Here is a 24,360-nt window from a genome sequence, read left to right on the forward strand (position 1 = left end):
GCCATGACCGAAGACAATTCGTCCAAATCTGAAGCCGCCGAAGTCGAGCTCCTCTCCTTCCGTCTGGGCGAAGAGGAATACAGCGTCGACATCATGTCGGTCCGCGAGATCCGCGGTTGGACCCGCGCCACCCCACTGCCCCACGCGCCCACCTTCGTACGCGGCGTGATCAACTTGCGTGGCACGGTTCTGCCCGTTGTAGATCTTTCCGTTCGCCTGGGAATGGAACCGGTCGCAGGCGATGCTCGCAACGTGATAATCGTCGTTCAGGTCGGCGGGCAAACTGCAGGCCTCCTCGTCGACGCGGTCTCCGACATCCTCGCCCTCCCCCGGTCGGAGATGCAACCTCCGCCCGATCTCAACGCCGACATCTCGCAACGCTACATTTCGGCGCTCACGATCGTCGAAGGCCGAATGATCCGGATGCTCGACCTCACGTCCGTACTCCCGCAAGAGGCGATCGAGGCCGCATGAACGCTCCGCAGTCCACATTGGGGCAAGTCGCGCCGACAGAGGCGGAATTTAGAGCGATCGCACAGCTCCTTTCCGACACGACGGGCATTGTGCTCGCGCCCGGCAAAACCTCGATGGTCCAAAGCCGTCTTGCTAAACGGCTCAGGGCCTTGGGGCTCGCAACCTACAAGGATTATATTGCGCTCGTGAGCTCCGAGGGGGGGCGCGACGAATGCCGTCGCATGGTTTCGGCTCTCACGACGAATGTCACCCATTTCTTCCGCGAGAACCACCACTTCGAGACACTGCGCCAAGTAGTGCTCCCCCGCCTCCTGGAAGAAGCCCGCTGCGGTGGCCGCGTTCGTCTGTGGTCAGCGGGATCCTCGAACGGTCAAGAAGCCTACTCGATCGCCATGACAATCGCCGAGCTCGCTCCCGATTTCGCGACCCTGAACCTGCGCATCCTCGCAACCGACATCGATCCTCTCATGATCGAACAGGGCGCGAAGGGGATTTATCCCGCAGCTGCGCTTGAGGCGGTGCCAGAGAAACTGCGCAAAAAATATTTTCGAAAGGAAGGCGAAGATTATCAAGTTGATCCGAATCTTCGCGGTCTTGTGAAGTTCCGTGAACTCAATCTCCACGACCGCTGGCCAATGCGCGGAAAATTCGACGTGATCTTTTGTCGCAACGTCGTCATCTACTTCGCGCCGGCAGCGCAGGCCCTGCTCTGGGAGCGGTTCGAAGAACAGCTGACACCAGGGGGATACCTCTTTGTTGGCCATTCTGAACGGGTAACGGACGGGAAACACTCGAATCTCCGAACCGCAGGCGTCACGACCTATCAACTGACTAATCGAACCAGCAGGATCTGACTTCATGGCATTGAGAGACCAATTGCGTATCCTCGTGGTCGACGACATGTCGACGAGTCGAGGTCTCATTATGCAAGCGCTCGACGCGATGGGTATTCGACAGGTCGGATACGCGACCGACGGTCAAAGCGCACTTCAGAGCCTCGAAGCCAAGCCCGTTCATCTTGTGATCTCTGACTACAACATGCCCGGAATGGACGGCTTGCAGTTCCTTCAGGCAATGCGAAAGAACGCACGCACGAAGGGGCTAGGATTTATCCTGATCACCGGACGAGCCGATCGCGAAATCATCGAGACTGGCCGACGTCTTGGGATGAACAACTTCATCAAGAAACCATTCACCCCGCCCGAACTGAAAGCGTGTATCGAAGCTGTCGTGGGACGTTTGTAATGCGGCAATACGCCCGCCAACTCCCAGTCAGAGACATCACCGCACGCGTCGGGCGAGAATTGGAAACGCTCGCTCGCTTGTCGGTTTCACTCCAGAAAACGCTTTCAGCAAGCGGGATTGACGGCGATCTCTCGCCGCATATCGTTCGTGAGATTCAAAGCATTGATTTCATAAGTCAATCTCTTGAAGACCTCGGGGCTTTCGTCAACAAGCTCTCTGAGCAGATATCGCCCGACCTCGCCTGCGACGCAGACACGGTTTTTGCCTCACTTCGGCTTCAAGACCTTGCAGCAGCTCTCGATCCCAAGCATTTTGCCGAGTTTCAAAAACGCGCCACTGACGGTGACGTCAGTTGGTTTTGAAGTAGCTGAGCTTCCGAATACAATTTGAGACTCGATTAAGCCATGCCCGAACTACGAAGGAAGGCAACGTGTTTTTCATCCGACGTACTAGAACAACTCGATGTCGAGAGATGGCGCTGGTGCAATCTCGCGTTCAAGAACCTTTGCATCCCCGAGCAGCTTCTGGCGCGCTCGCCCGGTGTCAGGCCAAAACACTATCCGACGAGCTTGCGAGCCCCCTAGGCTTTGGCTGACACAGGGGATACCCTCCTTGGCGAGGAACTCGATTGAGAACTTGCTGTTCTTCAATCCGATATCCGATAGTCCATTGACCATGCGCGCGCCACCGAAGAGCTTCGCGCAAAGGTCACCACGTTGCGCACCCTGCTTGATCAGTTCATTTATCAGCAGTTCCATTGCGTTCACACCAAAGCTTGCCGCTTGAAAAGTTGAGCCGGTGGTATCTGGCAAGAGAAAGTGGTTCATTCCGCCGACACGCGCTTTCTCATCGTAAAGACAGCAGGCCACACAGGAACCAAGGATGGTCGTGATAGATTGCGCTCCCGCTCCTGCGACAAGAAACTCACCTTGCGAAATGTGGATTGGCCGACCTGAAGCAACGGCACTCATGTACCACCCACCTTGCCGTCCGGCGCGGAAATCTGAGCAGATCTAGTCAGAATTTCTTGCGAAATCTCTTGCAGCGGAACCGAATAGGACGCGGCTCCGAGTTCAAGAGCAGCACGCGGCATTCCAAAAACGATCGATGTCGCTTCATCTTGGGCGAAACAATGTGCACCAGCTCTGCGAAGTTGCAACATTCCCTCCGCCCCGTCCCTTCCCATACCGGTGAGCAAAACAGCGACCGCCTTCGCCGCTATCTCGACCGCAGATTCGAATAGCACATCCACTGACGGACGATGCCCGTTTCGCTTCTCGCTCTCGATCAATGCGAGTTCAGGAGCTTTCGCGTTTCGAACCGTGAGATGTGTTGCGCCACCAGGCGCGAGATAAACATGACCTTGCTCAAGACACGTCCCCGTCATGCCGAGGCGAACGTTCGGCGCTATCATGCGATCGAGTCGTTCGGCGAAGCTCGCGAGGAAGCTTTCCGGCATATGTTGCGCGATGAGGGTGGGAGGGCAATTCCCGGGAAACCCTTTCAGTATCGTCTCAAGCGCGTCGACACCACCGGTCGAGGAACCGATAAGCACGATTTGACCGTCCCACCGAAAGTTTCGCGCGGGTGTAATCGCGGCGCGATCACGCGCTCTTTGAGGTAGTCGCGCGTTCGCACTTGCGAGAAGAATTTCCGGAAGCACTTCGAAACTTCTTTGGAGATTACCGAACCGGGGCTTTCCAACGCAGTCGATCGCTCCGAGGGCGAGCGCTTCGATTGCCGCACGCGATCCTTTATGTGTTTCTGTCGACACCATGACCACGGGGATCGGCCGTAAACGCATGAGGCGTTCGAGGAAAACGAGACCGCTCATTCGCGGCATCTCGACATCGAGTGTGATCACATCGGGCAAAAGCATTTTTATTTTTTCGCGCGCCTCGAACGCGTCTGCCGCCTCGCCGACCACGACAAGCCGCCGGTCCGTCGCGAGGCGCGCCCGAATAAGCTTACGCATCGTAGCGGAGTCATCGACGATGAGAACCCGTTTGGCGGAAGCAAAATCATCCGGCATCAGTTTTCCCTCGCGCGAACTCAAAATTCTTCCCAGTCTTCGGCTGCAAAGCTGGCGGCGCGCGGCGTCGTGTCGCCGACCGCGCGCGAAAGCTCGACGTTCCCGTCTTTTTCGTTCGATGTTACTTGCGACAACTCGGAGCGCTCGCGCGCAGGCGGCGAGAGTGACTGCGTATTGACTGTAAATTGCGCTGTGATGTCGCGCAGTGAAGTCGCGTTTGTGGTCAAGGCGTGGCTCGCCGCTGTGGTTTCTTCGAACATTGCAGCGTTTTGTTGGGTCACCTGGTCGAGCTGATTGACCGCAGTATTGATCTCCTTGAGTCCTTCCGCCTGTTCACGCGCGCCGCCCGCTATTTCTGAAACGCGCGTTGAAATGTCCATCACCGCGCCGAGAATACCCTCGAGGGCGCGACCGGTTTCATGGACGAGGCCGACGCCGCGCGTAACCTGTTCGCTCGACGCGGTGATCAGGGCATCGATCTCGCGAGCGGCCTCCGAAGAGCGCTGCGCGAGGGCACGCACCTCTGAGGCGACGACGGCGAAGCCGCGCCCCGCTTCACCCGCGCGCGCAGCTTCGACGCCGGCATTAAGTGCGAGAAGGTTGGTCTGGAACGCGATTTCGTCGATCACGCCGATGATTTTGGAAATCTGAAGCGAGCTGGTTTCGATCTCGCCCATAGCTTGAATTGCCTGTTTCACCACTTCGCCCGATGTCTCGGCGCTATTACGGGCCTCGGAGACCACGCGATCCGTTTCGGCCACCCCTTGCGCCGAGGTTGTGACAGACGATGACAATTCATCGAGCGCGGCAGCCGTTTCTTCGAGCGTGGCGGCCTGTTGTTCGGTTCTGCGACTGAGATCGTCAGAGGCCGACGCGATCTCGCGGGCCTCGGTATCGATCGCCGCCGCGTTGTCTATCACGGTTTCGATTGCTGCAGCGAGATTTCGCGCTGCATCATTGAAGTCATTGCGCAGCGCCTCGTATTCCTCGGTGAACTCCATGTCGAGAGTCAGGCTCAGGTCGCCCCGCGAGAGGGCGGCAAGGCCGACCTGCAAGGACTCGACCACCGATTTCTGCGCCTCCAGCATTGCAAGGTTGCGGTTCTGCGCGGCGGTGAGAGCGGTCTCTGCCGCAGTCACGTCATTCGCCATGAGAAAAATCTTCATCAAGCGACCGGCTTTGTCCGAGATCCCATTCAGCGTGCCGTCGAGCAGGTAGGCATCTCCCTCCGGGGCGCGCATCGTGAAGCGGGCGGTCACGGACTGCCCGGCGGCGACCGTGGGCCAAGGATCGCTGCCATCGATAGGGCTCAGCCATTCCTTCAGCGGCTGCCCTGTCAGGTTTTGCGCCTGCGCTCCAAGGAGCGTCTGCATATTTGCGTTCATTCGCGTCACCAGGCCCGCAGGGTCCGCTTCGCAAACGAGTTGGCCACGCTCGATGGCTGAAACGAGCGCATCCTTCATGCGACGCTCGGTGACATCTTGCCATTCGACGACAAAACCGGCCTGATTGCCGTCGGCATCGACAAAATTGGTGACGTCGACTCCGAAACGGCCATCACCGACCTTGATATCGACATGAAGCGGCAATTTGCCGGGATCATCGAGCAGCGCACGCGCGTGATGCCGCTCCGCATGGAAGTCGTCCATCGACCGGCCAACGAGACCGTCGGGATCAAGGTCGGGACTGACGACGCGAAACTCCTTGATCCGGGATGCGACCAGTTCTACCAGCGCACGGTTGACATGCGTGATGCGGAAATCCTGATCGACGATCATCAGCGCGGCGGAGGCATTCGCAAAGGCTGCGCCTTGTCGGGTCGCCTCGCGCGGGATGGCTTCGGCACGATCGAGCTCATCGCGCAGGTTGCTCAGCGCCGAGGCGATCGCGCCGACCTCGTCGCCGCGACGGGTCTGCACGATCTCACCGGTGTAATCCCCTTCGCTAATCTTGCGGATGGACTTCTCAAGTCCTTTAAGGGGATTGGAGACGGATCGCGCCATCCAGGTCGACAGCGCCGCAAGCAGAAGGATGAGCCAGGACGCATTGAAAAGCATCGAGCGGGCGAGCGACGTAGCTGGCGCGAATAGCTCTGCCCTGTCCTGTTCCACGACCGCCCAATAGGGTTCATCGAACAGGGTGAGCGCCAATGTTCGTTCGATTGCCGGGTGTCCCGAAAGCGAAGTCACTTCATCCTGCCCCTGTTTCACGGCATTCAGGGTCCCCTCGGGCAAAGCCTCCCCCGGCTTCGGTGCGGCGTCAGGAAAGCGAAGGTCGCTCATCAGCCGACCTTCCGCATCGATCAGGAACCCCTCCCCGGTCTCGCCCATGCCGCGCGGGTTGGCCATGATCTGCCCAAGCTGTGTCATGGGCTTTTGCAAGACCACCGCTCCGAGGTTGAGGCCGGTGCCGCTGCGCACGGGGCGCGCTGCGAAAAACCGCCCCTCGCCGGCGTTGAAATGCGGCGGAGGCACGGCGACGGTGCTTGCCGACCCCATGCGCCGCGGCGCGTTCAACCAGTCCAAAGCCTTTGTCGCGGCCTCCTTCAGGCCGGCGGGCTCGTCCCTGAGTGGGTGGCCGATCGCGGCGTGATCGCGAACCGCGAAGACGATGCGACCGTCGCGATCGACCAGATAAAGATCGTCCAATCCATGCTCAGCAAAAATCTGTTCGATCACAGGGCTATAGCGGTCCTGCAGCAGGCGGTAGTCCCGCAGAGGGCCGCTCACTTCGCCCGCGGACGCGCCGGCCTCGGCCGTCCCGTTTCTCAAACTATCGATCGCCGCGGAGTCGAGGTTGTCAACGCTTCTTGTGAACTCGTAAAGCGCCCGGGCCGTGTCGGGATTGGCCGAGATCGTGCGGGTGTTGGAAGCAAGCCGCTGCGCCCAGTCTTCCACCAGCGCCGCGCGCGCCTCGAGCGTCCGCCCGAGACGCTGCCTCCCCTCGCTTTCCAGCAACCCGTGCGCGGTGCGATAGGCAGAAATTCCCATGATCGTCAGTGCGACCATTGCGATCGCCACCAGCATCAGCGGCAACTTCAATCCGAGTTTGAGATTGTCGAAAAAGCGCATCAACGTCCTCCGGCGAACTGCGGCAGCGACCCGACAGATCGGGGCAATCGCGGTCACCATCCGGCGAAGAGTTGAAGATTCCTCTAACTTCGGAAAATTTCCCGCGCTCTACGATGCAGACGCGCTCAGACACCAAGCAAGGCGGCGCGCAGAAGACCCGAGCGACGCCGGAATTCCGACAGCACCAATGCGCCCGGCGCGAGCGGGTCATCTGAGCCGTGCGCGCGCGCGAGGACGGCTCTCGCCTGCCATCCCGGTAGAAGCGCGGCCTTGGCGGCGCCGAGCCGCAGCTTGCGCGCGGGCTCGAGGCGCGCCTGCCCCTCGGCCGCGAGCTGGCGCAAGGTCTCAGCGTCGGGCGCAGCAAGTGGCGGACGACCGCGCGCAGCCAGGTCGGGCCAAGCCTGCAGAAGCGCCGCCAGCCCGGCGCCCGCGCCGAAACTGCGCACCGTTATCTCGGCCTCATTCGGCGCGCCGAGCGCCTCGGCAGCGGCCCAGTACAGCGCTCCGGAGGTCTGGTCGAGATAGGCCCAAAGGCTTGAAATATCGTCGAAAGGTTCGGGCCAACAGTCGGCGCGTCGAGCCTCGGCGGCAGCAATCAGATGGCGGGCGGGCGCTGCGACCGACACCAGCGCGGGGCCGATCTCGTGCGGGGGCTCCCGCTCTTCGGACAGCGCCTCGAGGGCATCGACCCACCATTGCAGTCGCATCTCGGCGACCATCGGCTCTGACGAAGCCCAGGGCGCGCGCGCGATCTCGAGATTGGCGGCGTAAAGCGGCCAGAGGCGGTCGCGCAGTTCGGCGGGCGCGGCCATCGTCGCGGCGAAACGATCGGGATCGCCCTGGCGCACGGCCTCGGCTGACGCTTGCAGGGAGGCGGCCAGATCGCTCATGCCGGATGCGCCCCGTCGCGCAGCAGTTTCCAGATCATCGCGTCGAGGAGCGCCTCGAAACTCGCGTCGACTATGTTCGGCGACACGCCCACGGTGGACCAGCGCTGGCCTGCGCCGTCTTCGCTGTCGATGATGACGCGGGTCACGGCCTCGGTGCCGCCTTGGGTGATACGGACCCGGAAATCGACCAGTTTCATGTCGTCGATGAGGTTCTGATAGGGGCCCAGATCCTTCGACAGAGCTTTCGAGAGTGCGTTCACCGGGCCGCGGTCATGGCCCTGCTCGTCCATACTTTCCGAGACCGAGAGCATCTTCTTGCCGCCGACCTTGACCACCACGACGGCTTCCGAAATCGAAACCATCTTGTCGTAGCGGTTCTTCCGACGCTCCACCGTGACCTTGTAGCGCTTCACTTCGAAGAAATTCGGCAGCTGCCCCAGTTCGGCACGCGCGAGCAGCTCGAAACTCGCCTGCGCGCCGTCATAGGCATAGCCCTGATCCTCGCGTTCCTTGATCAGATCGAGGATACGCGCGAGGCGCGGATCGTCCTTTTCGACCTCGATCCCCATCCCCTTGAGCCGCGCGCGCAGGTTCGATTGGCCGGCCTGGTTGGACATCGGGATCAGCCGCGTATTCCCCACCACAGCCGGATCGATATGCTCGTAAGTGTCTGGATTCTTGAGGATCGCCGAAGCGTGCAGACCAGCCTTGTGAGTAAAGGCCGAGGCGCCCACATAGGGCGCCGAGCGCAGCGGCACCCGGTTCAGGATATCGTCGAGCTTGCGCGAGAGCTTGGTGATCCCGCGCAGGCTCTCATGGCTGATGCCAGTGTCGAGCGTCGACGCGTAAGGCTCTTTCAAGAGCAGCGTCGGGATCAGCGTGATCAGGTTCGCGTTGCCGCAGCGCTCGCCCAGACCGTTGAGCGTGCCTTGGATCTGGCGCGCACCGGCCTCGACCGCGGCGAGGCTGCCCGCCACGGCGTTGCCGGTATCGTCATGGCAATGGATGCCGAGACGGTCGCCGGGAATGCCCGCCGCGATCACCGCCTCGACGATCTTGCCGATCTCGCCCGGCAGCGTGCCGCCATTGGTGTCGCAAAGCACGATCCAGCGCGCGCCCGCCTCAAAGGCCGCACGGCAGCACTCCAGCGCATAGCCCGGGTTCGCCTTGTAGCCGTCGAAGAAATGCTCCGCATCGAACAGCGCCTCGCGGCCTTGCGCCACCATATGCGCGACCGAGGCTCGGATATTCTCTAGGTTCTCCTCCAGTGTGATCCCGAGCGCAGTAGTGACGTGGTAGTCATGGGTCTTGCCGACGAGGCAGACGGCGGGCGTATTCGCGTTCATCACGCCCGCCAGCACGTCGTCATTCGCAGCCGAGCGCCCTGCCCGCTTGGTCATCCCGAACGCGGTGAACGTCGCGCGCGTCTCGGGCCGCGCCTCGAAGAAATCGCTGTCGGTCGGGTTCGCCCCGGGCCAGCCGCCTTCGATATAATCGATGCCGATTGCGTCGAGCGCCTTGGCGATCTCGATCTTCTCAGGCACCGAGAACTGGACGCCCGCCGATTGCTGCCCATCGCGGAGCGTCGTGTCGTAGAGATAGAGGCGTTGTTTGGTCATTGGTTGCCTCCGTCGAGGTTACGTTCCGCCCAGCGGCACGTCGGGCCGCGCCCTAAGGGTCCAAGAACCACCGGATCGCTTGCGATCCGGTTCGCCCCCGACCCGCCCCCCAGGGCGGGGGCGAAGATGCCCCCACCCTCGGGCCGGGGGCAAACCTGCGTTGCGTAAGCCATCACAGACCCTCCAGCTTGGCGGGGTCGAAATCGGATCCGGGCAGCAATTCCACCCCGGCCTTCGACATGCGCACCTCGACACCTGCCGCGACGAGCGCCTGTTTCATTGCATCGACCGGCGCGAAGTCCTTGGTTTCCATCGCATTAGCACGCAAAGCAACGAGCTTGTCGGCGAGCCCCGAGAGATCGGCCTCCGGTGCCGCGACCCAATCGCCCATCCCATCGTCAAGCAGGCCGAGCATCGCAGCGGAAGCCTTCAGAACTGCTGGATCATCGATTTGATGCAGCGCCGCGATGGCACCCGCCGTGTTAAGATCGTCGGTGAGCGCAGCGATCACCTCCGGCGCCGCCTCGGGTGAAGGTGTGACCCCATCAACAGCTGTCCGCCACTTGCGCAGGGTCGCAGCCGCCGCCCGCGCCTTCTCCGCCGTCCAGTCCATCGGCTTCGTATAATGCGTCTGCAGGAACACAAACCGGATCACCTCGCCGGGAATGCCCTTCTCGCCGTCATGGCCGTCGAGCAGATCCCGCACGGTGAAGAAATTGCCCAAGCTCTTGGACATCTTCTTGCCCTCGACCTGTAGCATCTCGTTATGCAGCCAGTAATTCGCGAAGGAGCCCTCAGGATGCGCGCAGCAGCTTTGCGCGATCTCGTTCTCATGGTGCGGGAATTGCAGGTCGATGCCGCCGCCATGGATGTCGAACGACGCACCCAGCAGCTCGTAAGACATGGCCGAGCATTCGATATGCCAGCCCGGACGGCCGCGGCCCCACGGGCTCTCCCAGCCCGGCAGCCCCTCGTCGGAGGGCTTCCAGAGCACGAAATCCATCGGGTCTTCCTTGAAGGGCGCAACCTCGACCCGGGCCCCGGCCATCATGTCGTCGACCGTCCGCCCCGACAGCGCGCCGTAATCCTTGTAGCTGCGCACCCGGAACAGCACATGGCCCTCGGCTGCATAGGCGTGACCGTCTTCGATCAGCGTCTCGATCATCGCGATCATCGCGCCAATGTAGTCGGTCGCGCGCGGCTCCCGATCCGGACGCAACGCGCCGAGCGCATCCATGTCGGCATGATACCAGCCGATGGTCTCCTCGGTCCGCGCGCGGATCAGTTCTTCCAGCGACCCTTCGGCCCCGGCCTCCTTGCGCGCCAGCGCCGTCGCGTTGATCTTGTCATCCACATCCGTGAAATTGCGCACATAAGTGACGTGTTCCGGCCCGTAGACGTGGCGCAGCAGCCGGTAGAGCACGTCGAACACCACCACGGGCCGCGCGTTGCCGAGATGGGCGCGGTCGTAAACGGTCGGCCCGCAGAGATACATCCGCACGTTCTTCGCATCGATGGGATGGAAATCCTCGACCTTCCGGGTCAGGGAATTGCGCAAACGGATCTGGGTCATAAGTCCTCGCAAAGGGTCGGCGGCACCTGCCGGCGGGCTTACAAGGTCATGTCGTTTTTGGAAAGAGAAGACCGGCCCGCGTGACGATGTCAGCGGATAATGCAGCAGATGATGATGGTCTTCGTGGTCATGGCGAGAAGATAAGCCGCCGCCCGCCCAAAGGTCCAGAGCAAAGTTGGGCGCGCCCGAAAACGAAAAGGGGCAGCCCCAGCCACCCCTTTTCGGACTTCTGATCAGCGATTTACGCGACGATCTTCACTTGAACTCAACGTCGTCCATCGCCTCGACGATCACCAGATCGCGCTCGGCTGCGCCTTCGGCATGGGCCAGCGCCGCCTGATAGTCGTCGGAACGGTAGCAGGTTTCGGCCGCCTCCAGCGAGGGGAACCAGGCAACCACGTTGCGCGCCCGGTCATTGCCTTCCAGCTGCACGTAGCGCGCACCGCGAGCGAGGAAGCGCCCGCCATGTTTCGCGATCGCAGGCCCCGCGCCTTCGGCATATTTGCCATACGCCTCGGCGTCTTTCACGGTTACATGGGCGATCCAGAATGCGCCTGCCATCAAAGTTCCTCCAACAAAGTTTTCACGGCCGCAACGGCCTCCTCGGCTTTCGATGGATCGGCCCCGCCGGCTTGCGCCATGTCGGGACGGCCACCGCCGCCTTTCCCACCAAGAGCCTGCGCCGCGGCCTTCACCAGGTCGACCGCGCTCACACGCTCGGTCAGGTCCTTCGTCACGCCAGCCGCCACGGCCGCCTTGCCACCCGCATCCGCGACGACGAGGATCACGCCGGAACCGACCTTGTCCTTCAACTCGTCCACGATGCCGGGAAGGTCCTTGCCGGTCACGCCGGACACCACTTGAGGCACGAACTTCAAGCCATTGATTTCACTTACGTCCGGGCCGCCGGAAGAACCACCGCCCATCGCAAGTTCGCGACGCAGCTGCGCGATCTCGTTGGCCTGCGCCTTGCGCTCGTCGAGGATCGCCTGCAGACGCCCGAGCACATCCTGCTCGGAGGTCTTGATCAGCCCTTCGATCTCGGTGAGCAGCTTGTCGCGGCGGCGCAGTTCGGCCATCGCGATATCGCCGGTCAGCGCCTCGATCCGGCGCACGCCAGACGACGACGCGCCTTCGCTCGTCAGCACGAAAGTACCGATATCCCCGGTGCGCTTCACATGGGTGCCGCCGCAGAGCTCGAGCGAATAGACATTGCCGGTCGTACCTTTGCCGGAATTGGCCAGTTCGCCCATCGAGACGACGCGCACCTCGTCGCCGTACTTCTCGCCAAACAGCGCCTGCGCGCCCAGGTCGCGAGCATCATCCGGCGTCATGATCCGCGTATCGACCGGCGTATTTTGGCGAATGAATTCATTCACTTCGCGCTCGATCTTCGCGATTTCCTCCGGGCTGAGCGCCTTGTTGTGCGAGAAGTCGAAGCGCAGACGATCCTCGGCATTGAGCGAGCCGCGTTGGGCCACGTGATCGCCCAGCGTGCGGCGCAGCGCCTCGTGCAGCAGGTGCGTGGCCGAGTGGTTCGCCCGGATCGCGCTGCGGCGGGCGTGGTCGACTTCCAGCTTCGCGCCCTGCCCCTTGGCAATCTCGCCTTCGGTCACACGCGCGAAATGGATGAAGACGCCTGCGACTTTCTTGGTGTCGGTAACCTCGGCTTTACCTGTGTCGGTCACGATCCAGCCACGATCGCCGATCTGGCCGCCGCTTTCAGCGTAGAACGGGGTCTGGTTGACCACGACCTGCACCTCGCCGGTCGCTGTGTCGATCTCTGCACCGTCGGTCACCAACGCGGTGATCTGCCCCTCGGCAGTCTCGGTGTCATAGCCGAGGAATTCGGTCGCGCCGAGCTTCTCGGACAGGTCGAACCAGATCGCGGCATTGGTGGCTTCACCCGTGCCGGACCAGCTGGCGCGCGCCTTGGCCTTCTGCTCTTCCATCGCGGAGTCGAACCCTTCGGTGTCGACCTCGCGATCCCGCTCGCGCAGAGCGTCCTGCGTCAGATCGAGCGGGAACCCGAACGTGTCATAGAGTTTGAACGCGGTCTCGCCCGGCAGTTTCTGCCCCTCGGGGAGGTCCAGAAGCGCCTCGTCGAGCAGCTTGAGCCCACGGTCGAGCGTTGTCTTGAAGCGGGTTTCCTCGCCCAGAAGGGTCTCTTCGATCAGTGCCTGCGCCCGGCCAAGCTCGGGGTAAGCCGCGCCCATCTCCCGGATCAGCGAGGGGACAAGACGGTGCATCACCGGATCCTTCGCGCCCAGCAGGTGCGCGTGACGCATCGCGCGGCGCATGATCCGGCGCAGAACATAGCCACGTCCATCCGCCGAGGGCATCACGCCATCCGCGATCAGGAACGAGGTCGAACGCAGGTGATCCGCGATCACGCGGTGATGCACGTTGCCCGGCCCGTCCGGGGCGCCATCCGTCGCGTTGGCCGAGGCCTCGATCAGGTGGCGCATCAGGTCGGTGTCGTAATTGTCGTGCTTACCCTGCAGCAGCGCGCCGATCCGCTCGAGCCCCATGCCGGTGTCGATCGACTGCATGTCGAGCGCGCGCATCGAGCCGTCCTCGAACTGCTCGTTCTGCATGAAAACAAGGTTCCAGATCTCGATGAAGCGGTCGCCATCTTCCTCGGGCGAGCCGGGCGGGCCGCCCCAGATGTGATCGCCGTGATCGAAGAAAATCTCGGTGCAGGGACCGCACGGCCCGGTCGGGCCCATCTGCCAGAAATTGTCCGAGGTCGGAATGCGGATGATCCGCTCGTCCGGCAGACCCGCGACTTTCTTCCACATCTCCGCCGCCTCGTCATCGGTATGGTAAACCGTGACCAGCAGCTTTTCTTTCGGAATATCGAAATCCTTGGTCAGCAGCTCCCAGGCGAAGGGGATCGCGCCTTCCTTGAAATAGTCGCCGAAGGAAAAATTCCCCAGCATTTCGAAGAAGGTATGGTGGCGCGCAGTGTAGCCGACATTGTCGAGGTCGTTATGCTTGCCCCCGGCGCGCACGCATTTCTGCGCGGTCGTCGCCCGGTTGTAGTCACGCTTCTCCACCCCGGTGAAGCAGTTCTTGAACTGCACCATGCCGGAATTGGTGAACATCAGCGTCGGGTCGTTGCGCGGAACGAGGGGCGAGCTGTCAACGACCCGGTGGCCGTTGCGCTCGAAGTAATTGAGGAAAGTGGAGCGGATTTCGTTAAGGCTGGGCATAGTGTCCTGTCTCGCCTGATCGGGCTTGTTCGCTCCCGTTTAACGCCCGCCCTTCCCCCTGTCCAGCAATCGCAAAAGGCCGGGAGTTTGCGCTCCCGGCCTTTGCAAGAATTCGCGGCGAAGATCAGTCTTCGGTCAGCGCGTCGTCTTCGGACAGATTGTCGAATTCGAGCCCGTGGCTGGCGCGGATTTTATCCTCGATCTCGTAGGCGACATCGGGATGTTCGCGCAGGAAGGTTTTCGCGTTTTCACGGCCTTGCCCGATCCGTTCGTCCCCGTAGGAATACCAGGCGCCGGCCTTGTCGACGACCCCCGCCTTGACGCCCAGATCGACCAGTTCGCCCATCTTCGAGATACCCTCGCCATACATGATGTCGAACTCGACCTGCTTGAACGGCGGGGCGACCTTGTTCTTGACCACTTTCACGCGGGTCTGGTTGCCCACCACCTCGTCGCGATCCTTGATCGAGCCGATGCGGCGGATGTCGAGGCGCACGGAGGCGTAGAATTTCAGCGCGTTGCCGCCCGAGGTCGTTTCCGGCGAGCCGAACATCACGCCGATCTTCATCCGGATCTGGTTAATGAAGATCACCATGCAATTCGAACGCCCGATCGACGCGGTCAGCTTACGCATCGCCTGGCTCATCAGGCGGGCCTGCGCGCCCACGGTGTGGTCGCCCATATCGCCTTCGATCTCGGCCTTCGGCGTGAGCGCCGCGACCGAGTCGACCACCACGAGGCTGACCGCGCCGGAGCGTACCAGCGTATCGACGATTTCCAGCGCCTGTTCGCCCGTGTCGGGCTGCGAGATCAGCAGCTCGTCGAGATCGACTCCGAGCTTGCGTGCATAATGCGGGTCGAGCGCGTGTTCGGCGTCGACGAAAGCGCAGACGCCGCCCTTCTTCTGCTCTTCCGCGATCGCGTGGAGCGTCAGCGTCGTCTTGCCCGAGCTTTCAGGACCGTAAATTTCGACGATCCGGCCTTTCGGAAGACCGCCGATCCCGAGCGCGATATCCAGACCGAGCGAGCCGGTCGACGTCGCTTCGATTTCCCGAGCGGGCGTCTCGCCGCCGAGCTTCATGATCGAGCCTTTGCCGAACTGCCGCTCGATCTGCGCCAGCGCCGAGTCGAGCGCCTTCTGCTTGTCTGCCTTGGGAGATTTATCCATGTCGAAAAGCTTCGCTACTGCCATTTGTCCGCTTCCTTATTTCACAGCGACGGCCGGTCGGCAATGCGACGCCCTCGCGCGGATGTTCACCTCATGTTCTGCTCGCACTATGCGCACGAAACATGAACATTACAATAAAATTCTGATAGCCCTACTGAACCGCATTTACCCTTAAGAAACGGTTTACCGACGCGAACCGAATGATTATCACCGGCGGAGTTAGGAGCTAGACCCGCCAAGATGCTGATTTTCTGGACACAAAAACTCGTCTTTCTGGCCACGCCTAAAGCGGGCTCCTCGGCGGTCGAGACCGCTCTGGAGTCCCTCGCCGATGTCGCGCTGACTCGTCCGGCGGTTCTCAAACACGCCTCCGCCCGCAATTTCCGGGACCATCTTGAGCCGCTTCTTGCCGCGAAAACCGATGCGAGCTTTACCACGGTCGCGCTGATGCGCGAGCCGCTCGACTGGCTGCGTTCGCTCTATCGCTTTCGGCTGCGCGACTTGATCGAGGAGAGCGACATCTCCGCCGGCTATTCCTTCGACCAGTTCGCGCGCGATTATATCGACGATCCGCGCGCCGGGTTCAGCGACGTGCCCAGTCAGTCGGCGTTCCTGTGCGACGTCGATGGCAACACGCTCGTCGACCGGATTTTTCCCTATGAGCGGATCGAGGATTTCGTGCATTTCCTCGAAGATCGGCTCGGTTTCGCGATAACCCTGCCGCGGGTGAACGTGCCGCCTGCAGTCGAGACCGGGCTCGCCCCCGAGACCGAGGAGGCGCTGCGAACCGCGATGCAGGAAGATCTCGCGCTCTACGATCGGGTCACCCGCGCCTTAGCGTGAGAGGAGCTCCTGCACAGTCGCGGTCAATTCGCCAAGCGAGAAAGGTTTCGGCAGGAAGACCGAGTCGGGCACCGGCGAGCTGCCGTTCTGGAACACCTCCTCGGCATAGCCCGACATGAAGACCGTGCGCGTGCCCGGCCGCGCCTCGAGCGCCTGCCTCACCCAGCTTGGCCCGTCGAGACCGGGCATGATCACATCGGTGACGAAGATATCCACCTTCAGCTCCGAGTCTTCCAGCAATTCCAACGCCTCTTCGGCGCTCTCAGCCTCGAGCACGGTGTAGCCGCGCAGCTGGAGCGCGCGCGAGGCGAAGGCGCGAACCGGCGGTTCATCCTCGACGAGAAGTACGGTCGCGTCACCGGCGATGACGTGGCTGTCACGGACGGAGGTTTGTGCGATCTCCACCTTGGGCGCGATGGTCGATGCTGCGGCGCGTGGCGGCACCGGCGCCTTTGTCGCAGGCTCGAGCTCGGGCGCGGGTTCGGCCGATTGCGACACCTCGGCCTCCTCCGCCAAGTCATAGGCGGGCAGCAGGATCGTGAAGCTCGTCCCCGTGCCAATGACGGAATCGCAGAAAATGTAGCCCCCGGTCTGCTTCACGATGCCATAGGCGGTGGAGAGGCCGAGCCCGGTCCCCTCGCCCGTGCGTTTCGTGGTGAAGAAAGGTTCGAAAATCTTGCCTAGCTTGTCGGCGGGGATCCCGGAGCCGGTATCGGTGACCTTGATCGCAACATAATCGCCCTTGGGCACCGTGACGCGGTCGCGCGGGCGGTTCTCGGCCAGATGGAACGCTTCGGTCTCGATCCGGATTTCGCCGCCGCCGGGCATCGCGTCGCGCGCATTCACCACGAGATTCATGATGACCTGTTCGAGCTGCCGCTTATCCGCACGCACCCGTCCGGCATCACATTCGTGCCTGACGCTCAGCGCAACCTTCTCGCCGACCAACCGGTTGAGCAGATGGGTCAGGTCTGACAGCGTGTCGCGCAGATCGAGGGTTTCGGGTTTCAGCGTCTGCTTTCGGGAGAAGGCGAGTAGCTGGCCGACGAGCGCCGCGGCGCGATTGGCGTTCTGACTGATCTGGTCAAGATCGGCGTAATCGCCATCTCCCTTGTCATGGCGCAGCATCAGCAAGTCGCAATGCCCCGAGATCGCCGTGAGCAGGTTGTTGAAATCATGCGCGACCCCGCCCGCGAGCTGGCCGATCGCCTGCATCTTCTGGCTTTGCACGAATTGCGCCTCGAGCGTCTTGAGCTGCGTCGCGTCGGACAGCACCGCCAGCAGCCCCGCGCGTCCGTTTTCCACGATCCGCGACAGGGTGACCTGCAGGAAGACCTCCTTGTCGCCGCGTCGGGCGCGCAGCACTTCGGGGCGGCCATCGGCACGACCGGCGAGGGCATCGTTCACCCAATCCGAGACCGGACGGCCGAGCCCTTCGAGCAAGTCCGACAGACGGGACTGCGGCTCGATCCGGCCCAACAGGCCGCGCGCCGCGCGATTGGCCGCGCGCACCCGGCCATGCGCGGAAAGACGCAGCATCGCGACGGGCAGCGCCTCGAAATTCGCGCCCTCCTCTGCCGCGCGCGGTCCGGGGATCGGGAGCAGATAGACCTCGGATCGTCCTCCTGCGCCTTGAAGCTGCGCTACGACTGCCGTGACCGGGCCATCCTGCCCCTTGATCTCATGCTCCTCGCCCGAGCGCAGCGGAAGATCGGTGAAGATGCGGTCGAGAGACCGCACCCGCTCTCCGACGAGCCGCCTCAGCGCTTCGTTCATGAACAGAATCGTGCCGCCCTTGGAGACGGTGAGCATCGGCAGGCTGATCGTTTCCGCACCGCGCCCGCCAATCGCCCTCTCGGCCATGTCTTCGAGGCGCCACAGAAAATCGCCAGAGCCGATGCGGTGCACCGAGAGACGCAGATGGCCGCGCCGGGTCACCAGATCCTCGCGCGCGGCCCCCTTCGCCTCCGCCTTGCTCTGCAATCGACGCAGCACCGCGCCCGGATCGGCGAAAAGTTCCGCAAGGGTTCGCGCCAGCCCCTGCCCGCCGCGAGAGCCGAACCGGTCCAGCGCGGCGCGGTTTTGATAGCCGATCTCGCCCTCCGGGTCCGTGGTGAAGCTGGGCGCGGCGTCATGGGCGACGAAATTCGCGATCGTTTCCTGCTGCCGCGCCCGTCGCCTTCGCTCCTGCGCCAAGGCGAGCCGCAACCAGCCCGCCGTGATCACGAGCGTGCCGGCGACGGAAAACATGGCCCAGGTCACAACCTCGTCGGGCATCACGAAGGCAACCGCAGCCGCGATCCCTGCAGCAAGCAGCAGATAAACCGCACCTGGCGCCAGCGCGGCCATCGTCTTCGAGAGTGGCTGCAGCATCAATTCGTTCCGCCCCACACTCTCCTCCCTGCCTGACGTCTCGGTCCCATAGCGCGGCAAAAAACTTAAAACCCAATTAACGAGACTAGACTTTCAGCGAACGCGCGAGTCAATCACGCGACCGTGAGAAGGCGAGCGCCAGTTCGGGAAACTCAAAGCTGGAGATGGGCCACGAAAAACCCGTCGCCACCCGAGAGCGGCGTGATCTGGCGCTGCGACAGCACCTCGCAGCCGTGGCGCATGGCGAAATTGGCGATTTGCGCGCCATTCTCGACCGTAAGCAGCGAGCAGGTCATGTAGACGAGGCGGCCGCCGGGGGCGACAAAGCCGCGCGCGGCGTCGAGGATTTCGCTCTGCAAGGCGACCAGTTCCGACAGCCGCGCGGCGCTCAGACGCCATTTCGCATCCGGCGTGCGTCGCCACGTTCCCGAGCCCGAGCATGGCGCGTCGACCAGAACCAGATCGTAGCCCGTCCCCGGATCCCCCGGCGCGCGCAGGGACACCTTCGCCCCGGCCCGTTTCGCGCGCGCGGGCAAATCGCGCATTCGGCCCGCATCGATGTCATGCGCTGCGATCAGCGCCTCCGGACAGGCTGCCGCCAGCGCCAGCGACTTGCCGCCACCGCCCGCGCAATAATCTAGCACACGCTCCCCGGGCCCGAGCGGCACCGACGCGATCGCCGCTTGCGAGGCCGCGTCCTGCAACTCCACCAGACCGTCCTTGTAAGCCGCGGCCTGCTGAATGCGCCGCGCCCCCGCGCCGAGTTCCAGCGCGGTCGCGGCCAGCGGGTGCGGCGTGGCTTCGATCCCGTCCTTCGCGAGCGCCGCGATCGCACGGTCGCGGTCCGTCTTGGCAAGATTGACGCGGAGGAAAACCGGTGCGCGGGCGCGCATCGCCTCGGAGATGGCGTCAAAATCCGCACCAAGATCGGAAGCGAGCTGATCACGCAGCCAATCGAGCCAGTCCAGCTGGGCAATATCGTCGGGCAAGGCATGGGTCAGCGCGGCGCGCTCGACTTCGGACAAGGGGTCAGCCGCAAAGCCCTCCCCGGTGAAGATCGTCGCGGGATCGACGCCTTGCAGGCGCAGCAACCCGGCGACGAGCGCGCGTCCCCCGGCCCCGCCGCCGGCAAGCGCTGCGCTTGCCTTGCAGCGCAGCACGTCGAAGACGTGATCGCGGATCGCCGCGCGATCCTTTGAACCCGCGAAACGGTGACTGCGCGCCCAGTTGGTCAGCGCGCGCTCGGCCACCTCGCCCGACTGGATGCGGTCGAGAATATCGATGGCGGCGGCATAGCGCGCGGCTGGCGTCATGGGCGGGCTCCGAGGCGGGCTGTGATCTGGCCCGGTTCTAGGCGCGCCGGCTGGGCGGCGCAATGCCACGCGACAAAGACCGCTCCCGGGTCACACGCTCGTAGAATCTTGCTGTTAAACCTTAATTTATTGATCGTAACCCACTTTTCGCCACATTTACGCCGCGACAACTCCCTTTTTCTCCCTAAGGAACATGTAAAAGGACGTTTTCAGCCACGGGGTATCCCTCCTTGAAGCGATTAATGAGTTTTCTGTCGGCCGAAGACGGCGCCACGACGATCGAGGCGCTGCTCTGGTTGCCACTTTTCGTCGGAATGCTGGCGGTAACCGTCGACGTTTCCCTCATTTTCAACGCCCAGTCCCGCATCCTCGGCATCGTGCAAGACGTCGATCGCGCCTATTCGGTCGGGCGGTTCGAGAATGACGAAGACACCATGGCGCGGCTGCGCGCGCTCCTTCCCTATGACCAAAACACCTACACGCTCGACACGAGCGTCACCGACGGGATCATCGAGACCCGCGTGACGATTCCGATGTCCGAACTCGTCGCGACGGGCCTCTTCACCAAAGTTCTGAACATGGACCTCACGGTCCGCGACTACCGCTACATGGAGTCCTGAGATGAGCCGCGTAACGATTACCGATTTCACCGCTGAAGAAGATGGCATGATCACTCAGCTCTCGCTGTTCTGGACGATCCTGTTCCTCGCCGTCGGCAGTCTCGCGCTCGACGTCTCCAACGGCTATCGCGAGCGGGTGCAGATGCAGGATGCGACGGATGCTGCCGCGCTCGGTGCGATGTATCTTGCTTCCGACCCCCTGATCACCAAAGACGAGGCGAGGACTCGCGCGGCCGAGCTGGCCCATTCCAACCTCGGCTCCGACGATGCGACTTCGGTCATCACCAAAGACGATGTGACCTTCGGCTATTACGACGCGACCAACAATCGCTTCCTTACGGATTACGCCCCCGACCTCGATCTCAGCCCCGCGGTGCGCGTGATGGCGCATCGCACCACCGACCGCGCGAACGCAGCGCCCACCTTCTTCGGTAAGGTGATCGGTCAGGACGGCTGGCAGATCAATACCGGCGCCGTCGCCGAAGCATACCAGCCCGCCTGCCTCACCGAAGGCTTGGCCGCGAAAGGTGTCATCGACCTGCAATCGGGCAACAGCTTCGCGTCGGGCTTCTGCCTCTACGCGGCGCAATACGTGTCGCTCAACCAGAACAACATGTTCGAGAGCGGCGCGATCGTGTCGATGCCCGACACCAGCAAGCTCGACATCCCCGCATCCGGCTTCAAGCAGAACGACGGCTTGCAAGAGGCGCTGCGCACCTCCTTCTACAAGCTGCGCGTGCTCGACCGCATTCCGAAGATCATCGAATCCATGCGCGACGGCACTGGCTATTTGCCCTCCTATATTACGAACCGGACGCCGACCTTCCTCAACGGGACGAAGCTCGACACCACCGATTTCGCGCCCGGCAATCTCTACATACTCGACTGCAATTCGAGCGTGACGATCTCGGTCCCGAACAAGGTCGACGGGTCCGTGACGACCGACCCGAGCGTGATCTCCGAGGTCGCGGTTATCGCGAACTGCCCGGTGAAATTTGGCAACGGCGTCGCGCTGGAAAATGCGATCTTCGCAAACACCTCGACCGATGATCGCAGCTTCTCGGCGCCGCAGGGGCTGCGGATCGGGCGCGACGACAATTGCGCACCCGATGGCGGCGCGAAGCTGATCACGATGGGCGGTGTCTCTTCGGCGGCAAAAATTTCCTTCTACGGCGGTCAGATCCTCGCGATGAAGGATGTAAGCTTCTCGGCGCAGGCAGACGGGATCGAAGGAGTCGCGATCGTCTCTGGCGGCAAGATCGACGGCACCTCCAACTCGCGCTTCGGTCATTGCGATACCGGCATGGAGAGCAATATCGAGATGAGCTACTTCCGCCTGCGGATGTAAGGGGCCTCCCAGCGGGCGCAAAGCGCGATCGAAACAATCCGCGCAAGATGGGACAGGAGAGGCCACGTTTTGGCCGCTCCATTGCTCTCGACGTCGCCATGCCTGATCGCGCCGCTTCCGCGCAACCGCCTTCCCTCCCGCGCGTGGCGATCGGTTTCAACAAATGCGGCACCCGCTCCCGGGGATGCCATGGCGGCCTGGTCGCGGTTCGGGCGTGGTGATCCCGAGCTTCGAGATTTTCGCCCGGCCCAGCAGTTTTCGCAGCAGTCGCGCCTCCCGCCCCGGTCACGGACCGGGATGGCCCTGCTCAATCGTCGGATTTGTAGCTGTAGCGGTAGTTATAGTGATATTGGTAATGACCGCCATAACGCTCGGCCGCCTCGGCCTTGAAGCCGTTGAGGACCGCGCCCGTGATCGACGTGCCCGCCGCCTCGAAGCTCGCCTGCACGGCACGCACCGCGCCCTGCATCGTCTCAAGATGGCGCGCGATCACGATGCTCGCGCCTACGGAGCGCCCGATCACCACCGGATCGGTGACCGCAAGCGCGGGCGGCGCATCGACGATGATGAGATCGAACTCGCTGTCGAGCTGGCGAAGCATGGTCCCGAACTCGGCCCGCATCAGCAGTTCCGACGGGTTCGGAGGGTAGCGGCCCGAGGTGATTACCTTCAGCCCCTCGACCGGCCCGTCGCGCATCACCTCTTCCAGCGCCTTCTCGTGGCCGAGATAATCCGAAAGGCCATCCACCGTCTTCGGCAGATGCAGGAACCGCGCGAGATAGCCTTTGCGCATATCTGCATCGATCAGACAAACTCGCTGCCCCGCTTGCGCCGCGACTACGGCGAGGTTGATCGAAAGGAAGGTCTTGCCCACCCCCGGCGCGGCCGAGGTCACCTGGATCGAGTTGGTCTGCGCATCCAGTAGCCCGAAATGCAGCGAAGTGCGCAGGGATCGCAGCGCTTCGGTCGTCACGGCGTCTGAATGTTCAAGCGCGAAGATCGGCAGGTCGCCCTTGCGGTGACGTAGATCGGACGCCTCCTTGGCGAAGGGAACGGTTGCGAAGACTGGCAGACCGAGCGCTTCGATCTCTTCGGCGCCCTTGATTCCGTGACGCAGCGCGCGACGGATCAGAACGTAGGCTGCGCCGATGATGAGACCCAGTATCCCCGCCAACGCGACGATCCGCGATTTGCGCGGCGCGACCGGGATGATGCTCGCATAGGCTTTGTCGATCACGCGCACCGAACCGACAGTCGAGGCGCGCACGACCTGCAATTCCTGCGATCGGTTGAGAAGCTGGGTGTAGACCTGCTGCGCCACTTCGAGGTTACGCTGCAGATTGAAGATGTCCTTCTGCGTCTCCGGCAGCCCTTGGGTCGCCTTCTTCGCCTGTTCCAGCTGCGCTTGCAGTTCCTTGCGGTTTTGCAGCAGCGCCTGATAGGCGGGGTGGTTGACCGTGTACTGGTTCTTCAGCTCGGCCTCTTTCAGATCGAGCGCGGACAGTTCCCCCTCGATCTTCGTGACGCGCTCCAACAGGGCCTGGGTCTCGTATTTCACGTCGACCGATTTCTGCTTCTGGCGATAGGCATTGAGCGCCTGCTCCGCCTCGGACACGTTCTTGCGCGCCTCGGGCAATTGCTTCTGGATGAATTCGAGGCTGTTCTCGGCGGAGGCCGAATTGCGCTCGATATTCTGGTCCACGAAAGACGCCGCGATCGCGTTGAGGATCTTTTCCGCGCGCTGGCGGTCGGTGTCCTGATATGCGGTATGCAGGATGTTCGAACCGCGCGGGCTTTCGGAGACCGAAAAGTTTTCGCGCATCGCCTGAATCGTCGCGTTGAGAGAGCGGCGCCCGATGTAGAACTCGCGGCCGACCGGGGCGTCCATCTCGGATAGCGCAAGCGCGAAATCGCCATCGCGCGCGGTAACTTCGTGGCCGACCGTACCGCTGACTTCGGTGCCGTCGAGCAGCGTGACGCGATAGCTGTCCGCGCCGGTCACGGTCAGCGTCATCGGCTCTCCCTGCCATTGAGCGGGCACTTTCAGCTTACCGATCTGAACCGTCTCTGCGTTCCACTGGTATTGGGTGAACAGGCCCGGATCGGGCAAGTGCAGGTTCGCGGGAAGCATGCCGATAAGCGGCAGCCGGCGCGGAATGACGAAGTTCTGCAGGTCGAGCTTGTTCGCCGCATCGCCCAGCACCAGCCGCGACGACATGATCGCGATCTGGGTCTCGGCCTGCGATTTGCCGCCAACATCGCTGCCGAGAAGCGTCTGCATCGACTCCGGAAGCGCCGACAGACCGTTTTGCGACTGCTCGAGCTGCAACAGGCCGTTCGCCTCGTAGACCACCGGTTTGCGCAGCGCGACGAAAGCGCCGAGGATCACAGCCAGGGCAAAGGCCAGCGCGATCCATTTCCAGCCCCCCAAAAGCGCGCCGGCAAGCGCCATCAGGTCGATTTCGTCATCCTCGACCTCGGGCTGCGCGGCATGTCTCTGGGTTATCTCGGAAATTTGCTTCATCTGTCCCGCTCAATTTCTCAAATGCTTATCCAAACCCACGCGCGCCGCCAGT

19 protein-coding genes are annotated in these 24,360 nt (G+C 62.6%); 7 read left to right on the top strand and 12 right to left on the bottom strand.

Features of this window, described 5'->3' with window-relative positions; genetic code table 11:
* Positions 1-3: 3 nt before the first annotated feature.
* Genes B6V76_RS02620 through B6V76_RS02635 form a run of 4 tightly spaced genes read left to right on the top strand, consistent with a single transcriptional unit; the run spans position 4 to position 2,081 of the window.
* Positions 4-474, top strand: coding sequence for a chemotaxis protein CheW (locus B6V76_RS02620; protein WP_088726577.1), 471 nt, complete (start codon positions 4-6; stop codon positions 472-474).
* On the top strand, positions 471-1,328 hold the full coding sequence (locus B6V76_RS02625; RefSeq protein WP_088726578.1) for a protein-glutamate O-methyltransferase: 858 nt from the start codon (positions 471-473) through the stop codon (positions 1,326-1,328). Before B6V76_RS02620 ends, B6V76_RS02625 begins: the two co-directional genes overlap by 4 nt.
* Positions 1,329-1,332: 4 nt before the next feature.
* Positions 1,333-1,719 carry a response regulator gene (locus B6V76_RS02630; protein WP_075776487.1) on the top strand — a complete coding sequence of 129 codons (387 nt, stop codon included), beginning with the start codon at positions 1,333-1,335 and terminating at the stop codon, positions 1,717-1,719.
* Complete coding sequence (locus tag B6V76_RS02635) at positions 1,719-2,081, top strand: hypothetical protein (RefSeq protein ID WP_088726579.1); 363 nt, start codon at positions 1,719-1,721, stop codon at positions 2,079-2,081. Before B6V76_RS02630 ends, B6V76_RS02635 begins: the two co-directional genes overlap by 1 nt.
* Before the next feature lie 87 nt (positions 2,082-2,168).
* Here the strand turns inward: B6V76_RS02635 and B6V76_RS02640 are convergent, their stop codons facing one another.
* The 9 genes from B6V76_RS02640 to recA form a co-directional block, all read right to left on the bottom strand.
* Complete coding sequence (locus B6V76_RS02640) at positions 2,169-2,690, bottom strand: chemotaxis protein CheD (protein ID WP_088726580.1); 522 nt, start codon at positions 2,688-2,690, stop codon at positions 2,169-2,171.
* Positions 2,687-3,751: a chemotaxis response regulator protein-glutamate methylesterase gene (locus tag B6V76_RS02645; RefSeq protein ID WP_088726581.1), complete on the bottom strand. Its 1,065-nt coding sequence runs from the start codon at positions 3,749-3,751 to the stop codon at positions 2,687-2,689. Before B6V76_RS02645 ends, B6V76_RS02640 begins: the two co-directional genes overlap by 4 nt.
* 20 nt (positions 3,752-3,771) lie before the next feature.
* Positions 3,772-6,822, bottom strand: a complete 3,051-nt coding sequence (locus B6V76_RS02650) for a methyl-accepting chemotaxis protein (RefSeq protein WP_166504523.1) — start codon at positions 6,820-6,822, stop codon at positions 3,772-3,774.
* A 125-nt stretch (positions 6,823-6,947) separates the two neighbouring features.
* Complete coding sequence (locus tag B6V76_RS02655) at positions 6,948-7,712, bottom strand: squalene/phytoene synthase family protein (protein ID WP_088726583.1); 765 nt, start codon at positions 7,710-7,712, stop codon at positions 6,948-6,950.
* Complete coding sequence (gene cimA, locus B6V76_RS02660; RefSeq protein ID WP_088726584.1) at positions 7,709-9,331, bottom strand: citramalate synthase; 1,623 nt, start codon at positions 9,329-9,331, stop codon at positions 7,709-7,711. The genes B6V76_RS02655 and cimA overlap by 4 nt, the downstream gene beginning before the upstream one ends.
* A 172-nt stretch (positions 9,332-9,503) precedes the next feature.
* On the bottom strand, positions 9,504-10,904 hold the full coding sequence (gene cysS, locus B6V76_RS02665) for a cysteine--tRNA ligase (RefSeq protein ID WP_088726585.1): 1,401 nt from the start codon (positions 10,902-10,904) through the stop codon (positions 9,504-9,506).
* 255 nt (positions 10,905-11,159) lie between these two features.
* Positions 11,160-11,465, bottom strand: a complete 306-nt coding sequence (locus tag B6V76_RS02670; protein ID WP_075776494.1) for a DUF1330 domain-containing protein — start codon at positions 11,463-11,465, stop codon at positions 11,160-11,162.
* The gene (gene alaS, locus B6V76_RS02675) at positions 11,465-14,119 is read right to left on the bottom strand and encodes an alanine--tRNA ligase (protein WP_088726586.1); all 2,655 of its coding nucleotides are present in this window, start codon (positions 14,117-14,119) and stop codon (positions 11,465-11,467) included. Before alaS ends, B6V76_RS02670 begins: the two co-directional genes overlap by 1 nt.
* A 124-nt stretch (positions 14,120-14,243) precedes the next feature.
* Positions 14,244-15,311, bottom strand: coding sequence for a recombinase RecA (gene recA / locus B6V76_RS02680; RefSeq protein ID WP_075776496.1), 1,068 nt, complete (start codon positions 15,309-15,311; stop codon positions 14,244-14,246).
* Positions 15,312-15,527: 216 nt separating this feature from the next.
* Here recA and B6V76_RS02685 point away from each other — a divergent pair, with 216 nt between their 5' ends.
* Positions 15,528-16,130 (top strand): hypothetical protein, encoded by a 603-nt coding sequence (locus B6V76_RS02685; protein ID WP_088726587.1) that lies wholly within the window; start codon positions 15,528-15,530, stop codon positions 16,128-16,130.
* On the opposite strand, the gene B6V76_RS02690 is transcribed toward B6V76_RS02685, so the two are convergent.
* On the bottom strand, positions 16,122-18,503 hold the full coding sequence (locus tag B6V76_RS02690) for an ATP-binding protein (RefSeq protein WP_088726896.1): 2,382 nt from the start codon (positions 18,501-18,503) through the stop codon (positions 16,122-16,124). The two genes, B6V76_RS02685 and B6V76_RS02690, sit on opposite strands and share 9 nt — an antisense overlap.
* Before the next feature lie 152 nt (positions 18,504-18,655).
* On the bottom strand, positions 18,656-19,816 hold the full coding sequence (locus tag B6V76_RS02695; RefSeq protein WP_088726588.1) for an RsmB/NOP family class I SAM-dependent RNA methyltransferase: 1,161 nt from the start codon (positions 19,814-19,816) through the stop codon (positions 18,656-18,658).
* A 242-nt stretch (positions 19,817-20,058) separates the two neighbouring features.
* Between B6V76_RS02695 and B6V76_RS02700 the strand changes: the two genes are divergently transcribed.
* Both B6V76_RS02700 and B6V76_RS02705 read left to right on the top strand, forming a co-directional pair.
* The gene (locus tag B6V76_RS02700) at positions 20,059-20,436 is read left to right on the top strand and encodes a TadE family protein (protein WP_088722735.1); all 378 of its coding nucleotides are present in this window, start codon (positions 20,059-20,061) and stop codon (positions 20,434-20,436) included.
* 1 nt (position 20,437) lies between these two features.
* On the top strand, positions 20,438-21,784 hold the full coding sequence (locus B6V76_RS02705; protein WP_088718661.1) for a pilus assembly protein TadG-related protein: 1,347 nt from the start codon (positions 20,438-20,440) through the stop codon (positions 21,782-21,784).
* A 307-nt stretch (positions 21,785-22,091) separates the two neighbouring features.
* Here the strand turns inward: B6V76_RS02705 and B6V76_RS02710 are convergent, their stop codons facing one another.
* A complete protein-coding gene (locus B6V76_RS02710) occupies positions 22,092-24,308 on the bottom strand; it encodes a polysaccharide biosynthesis tyrosine autokinase (protein ID WP_088726589.1) in 2,217 nt (738 codons plus the stop codon).
* Positions 24,309-24,360: the final 52 nt, after the last annotated feature.

It is taken from the genome of Thioclava sp. IC9 (assembly GCF_002213225.1).
Classification (GTDB): domain Bacteria; phylum Pseudomonadota; class Alphaproteobacteria; order Rhodobacterales; family Rhodobacteraceae; genus Thioclava; species Thioclava nitratireducens.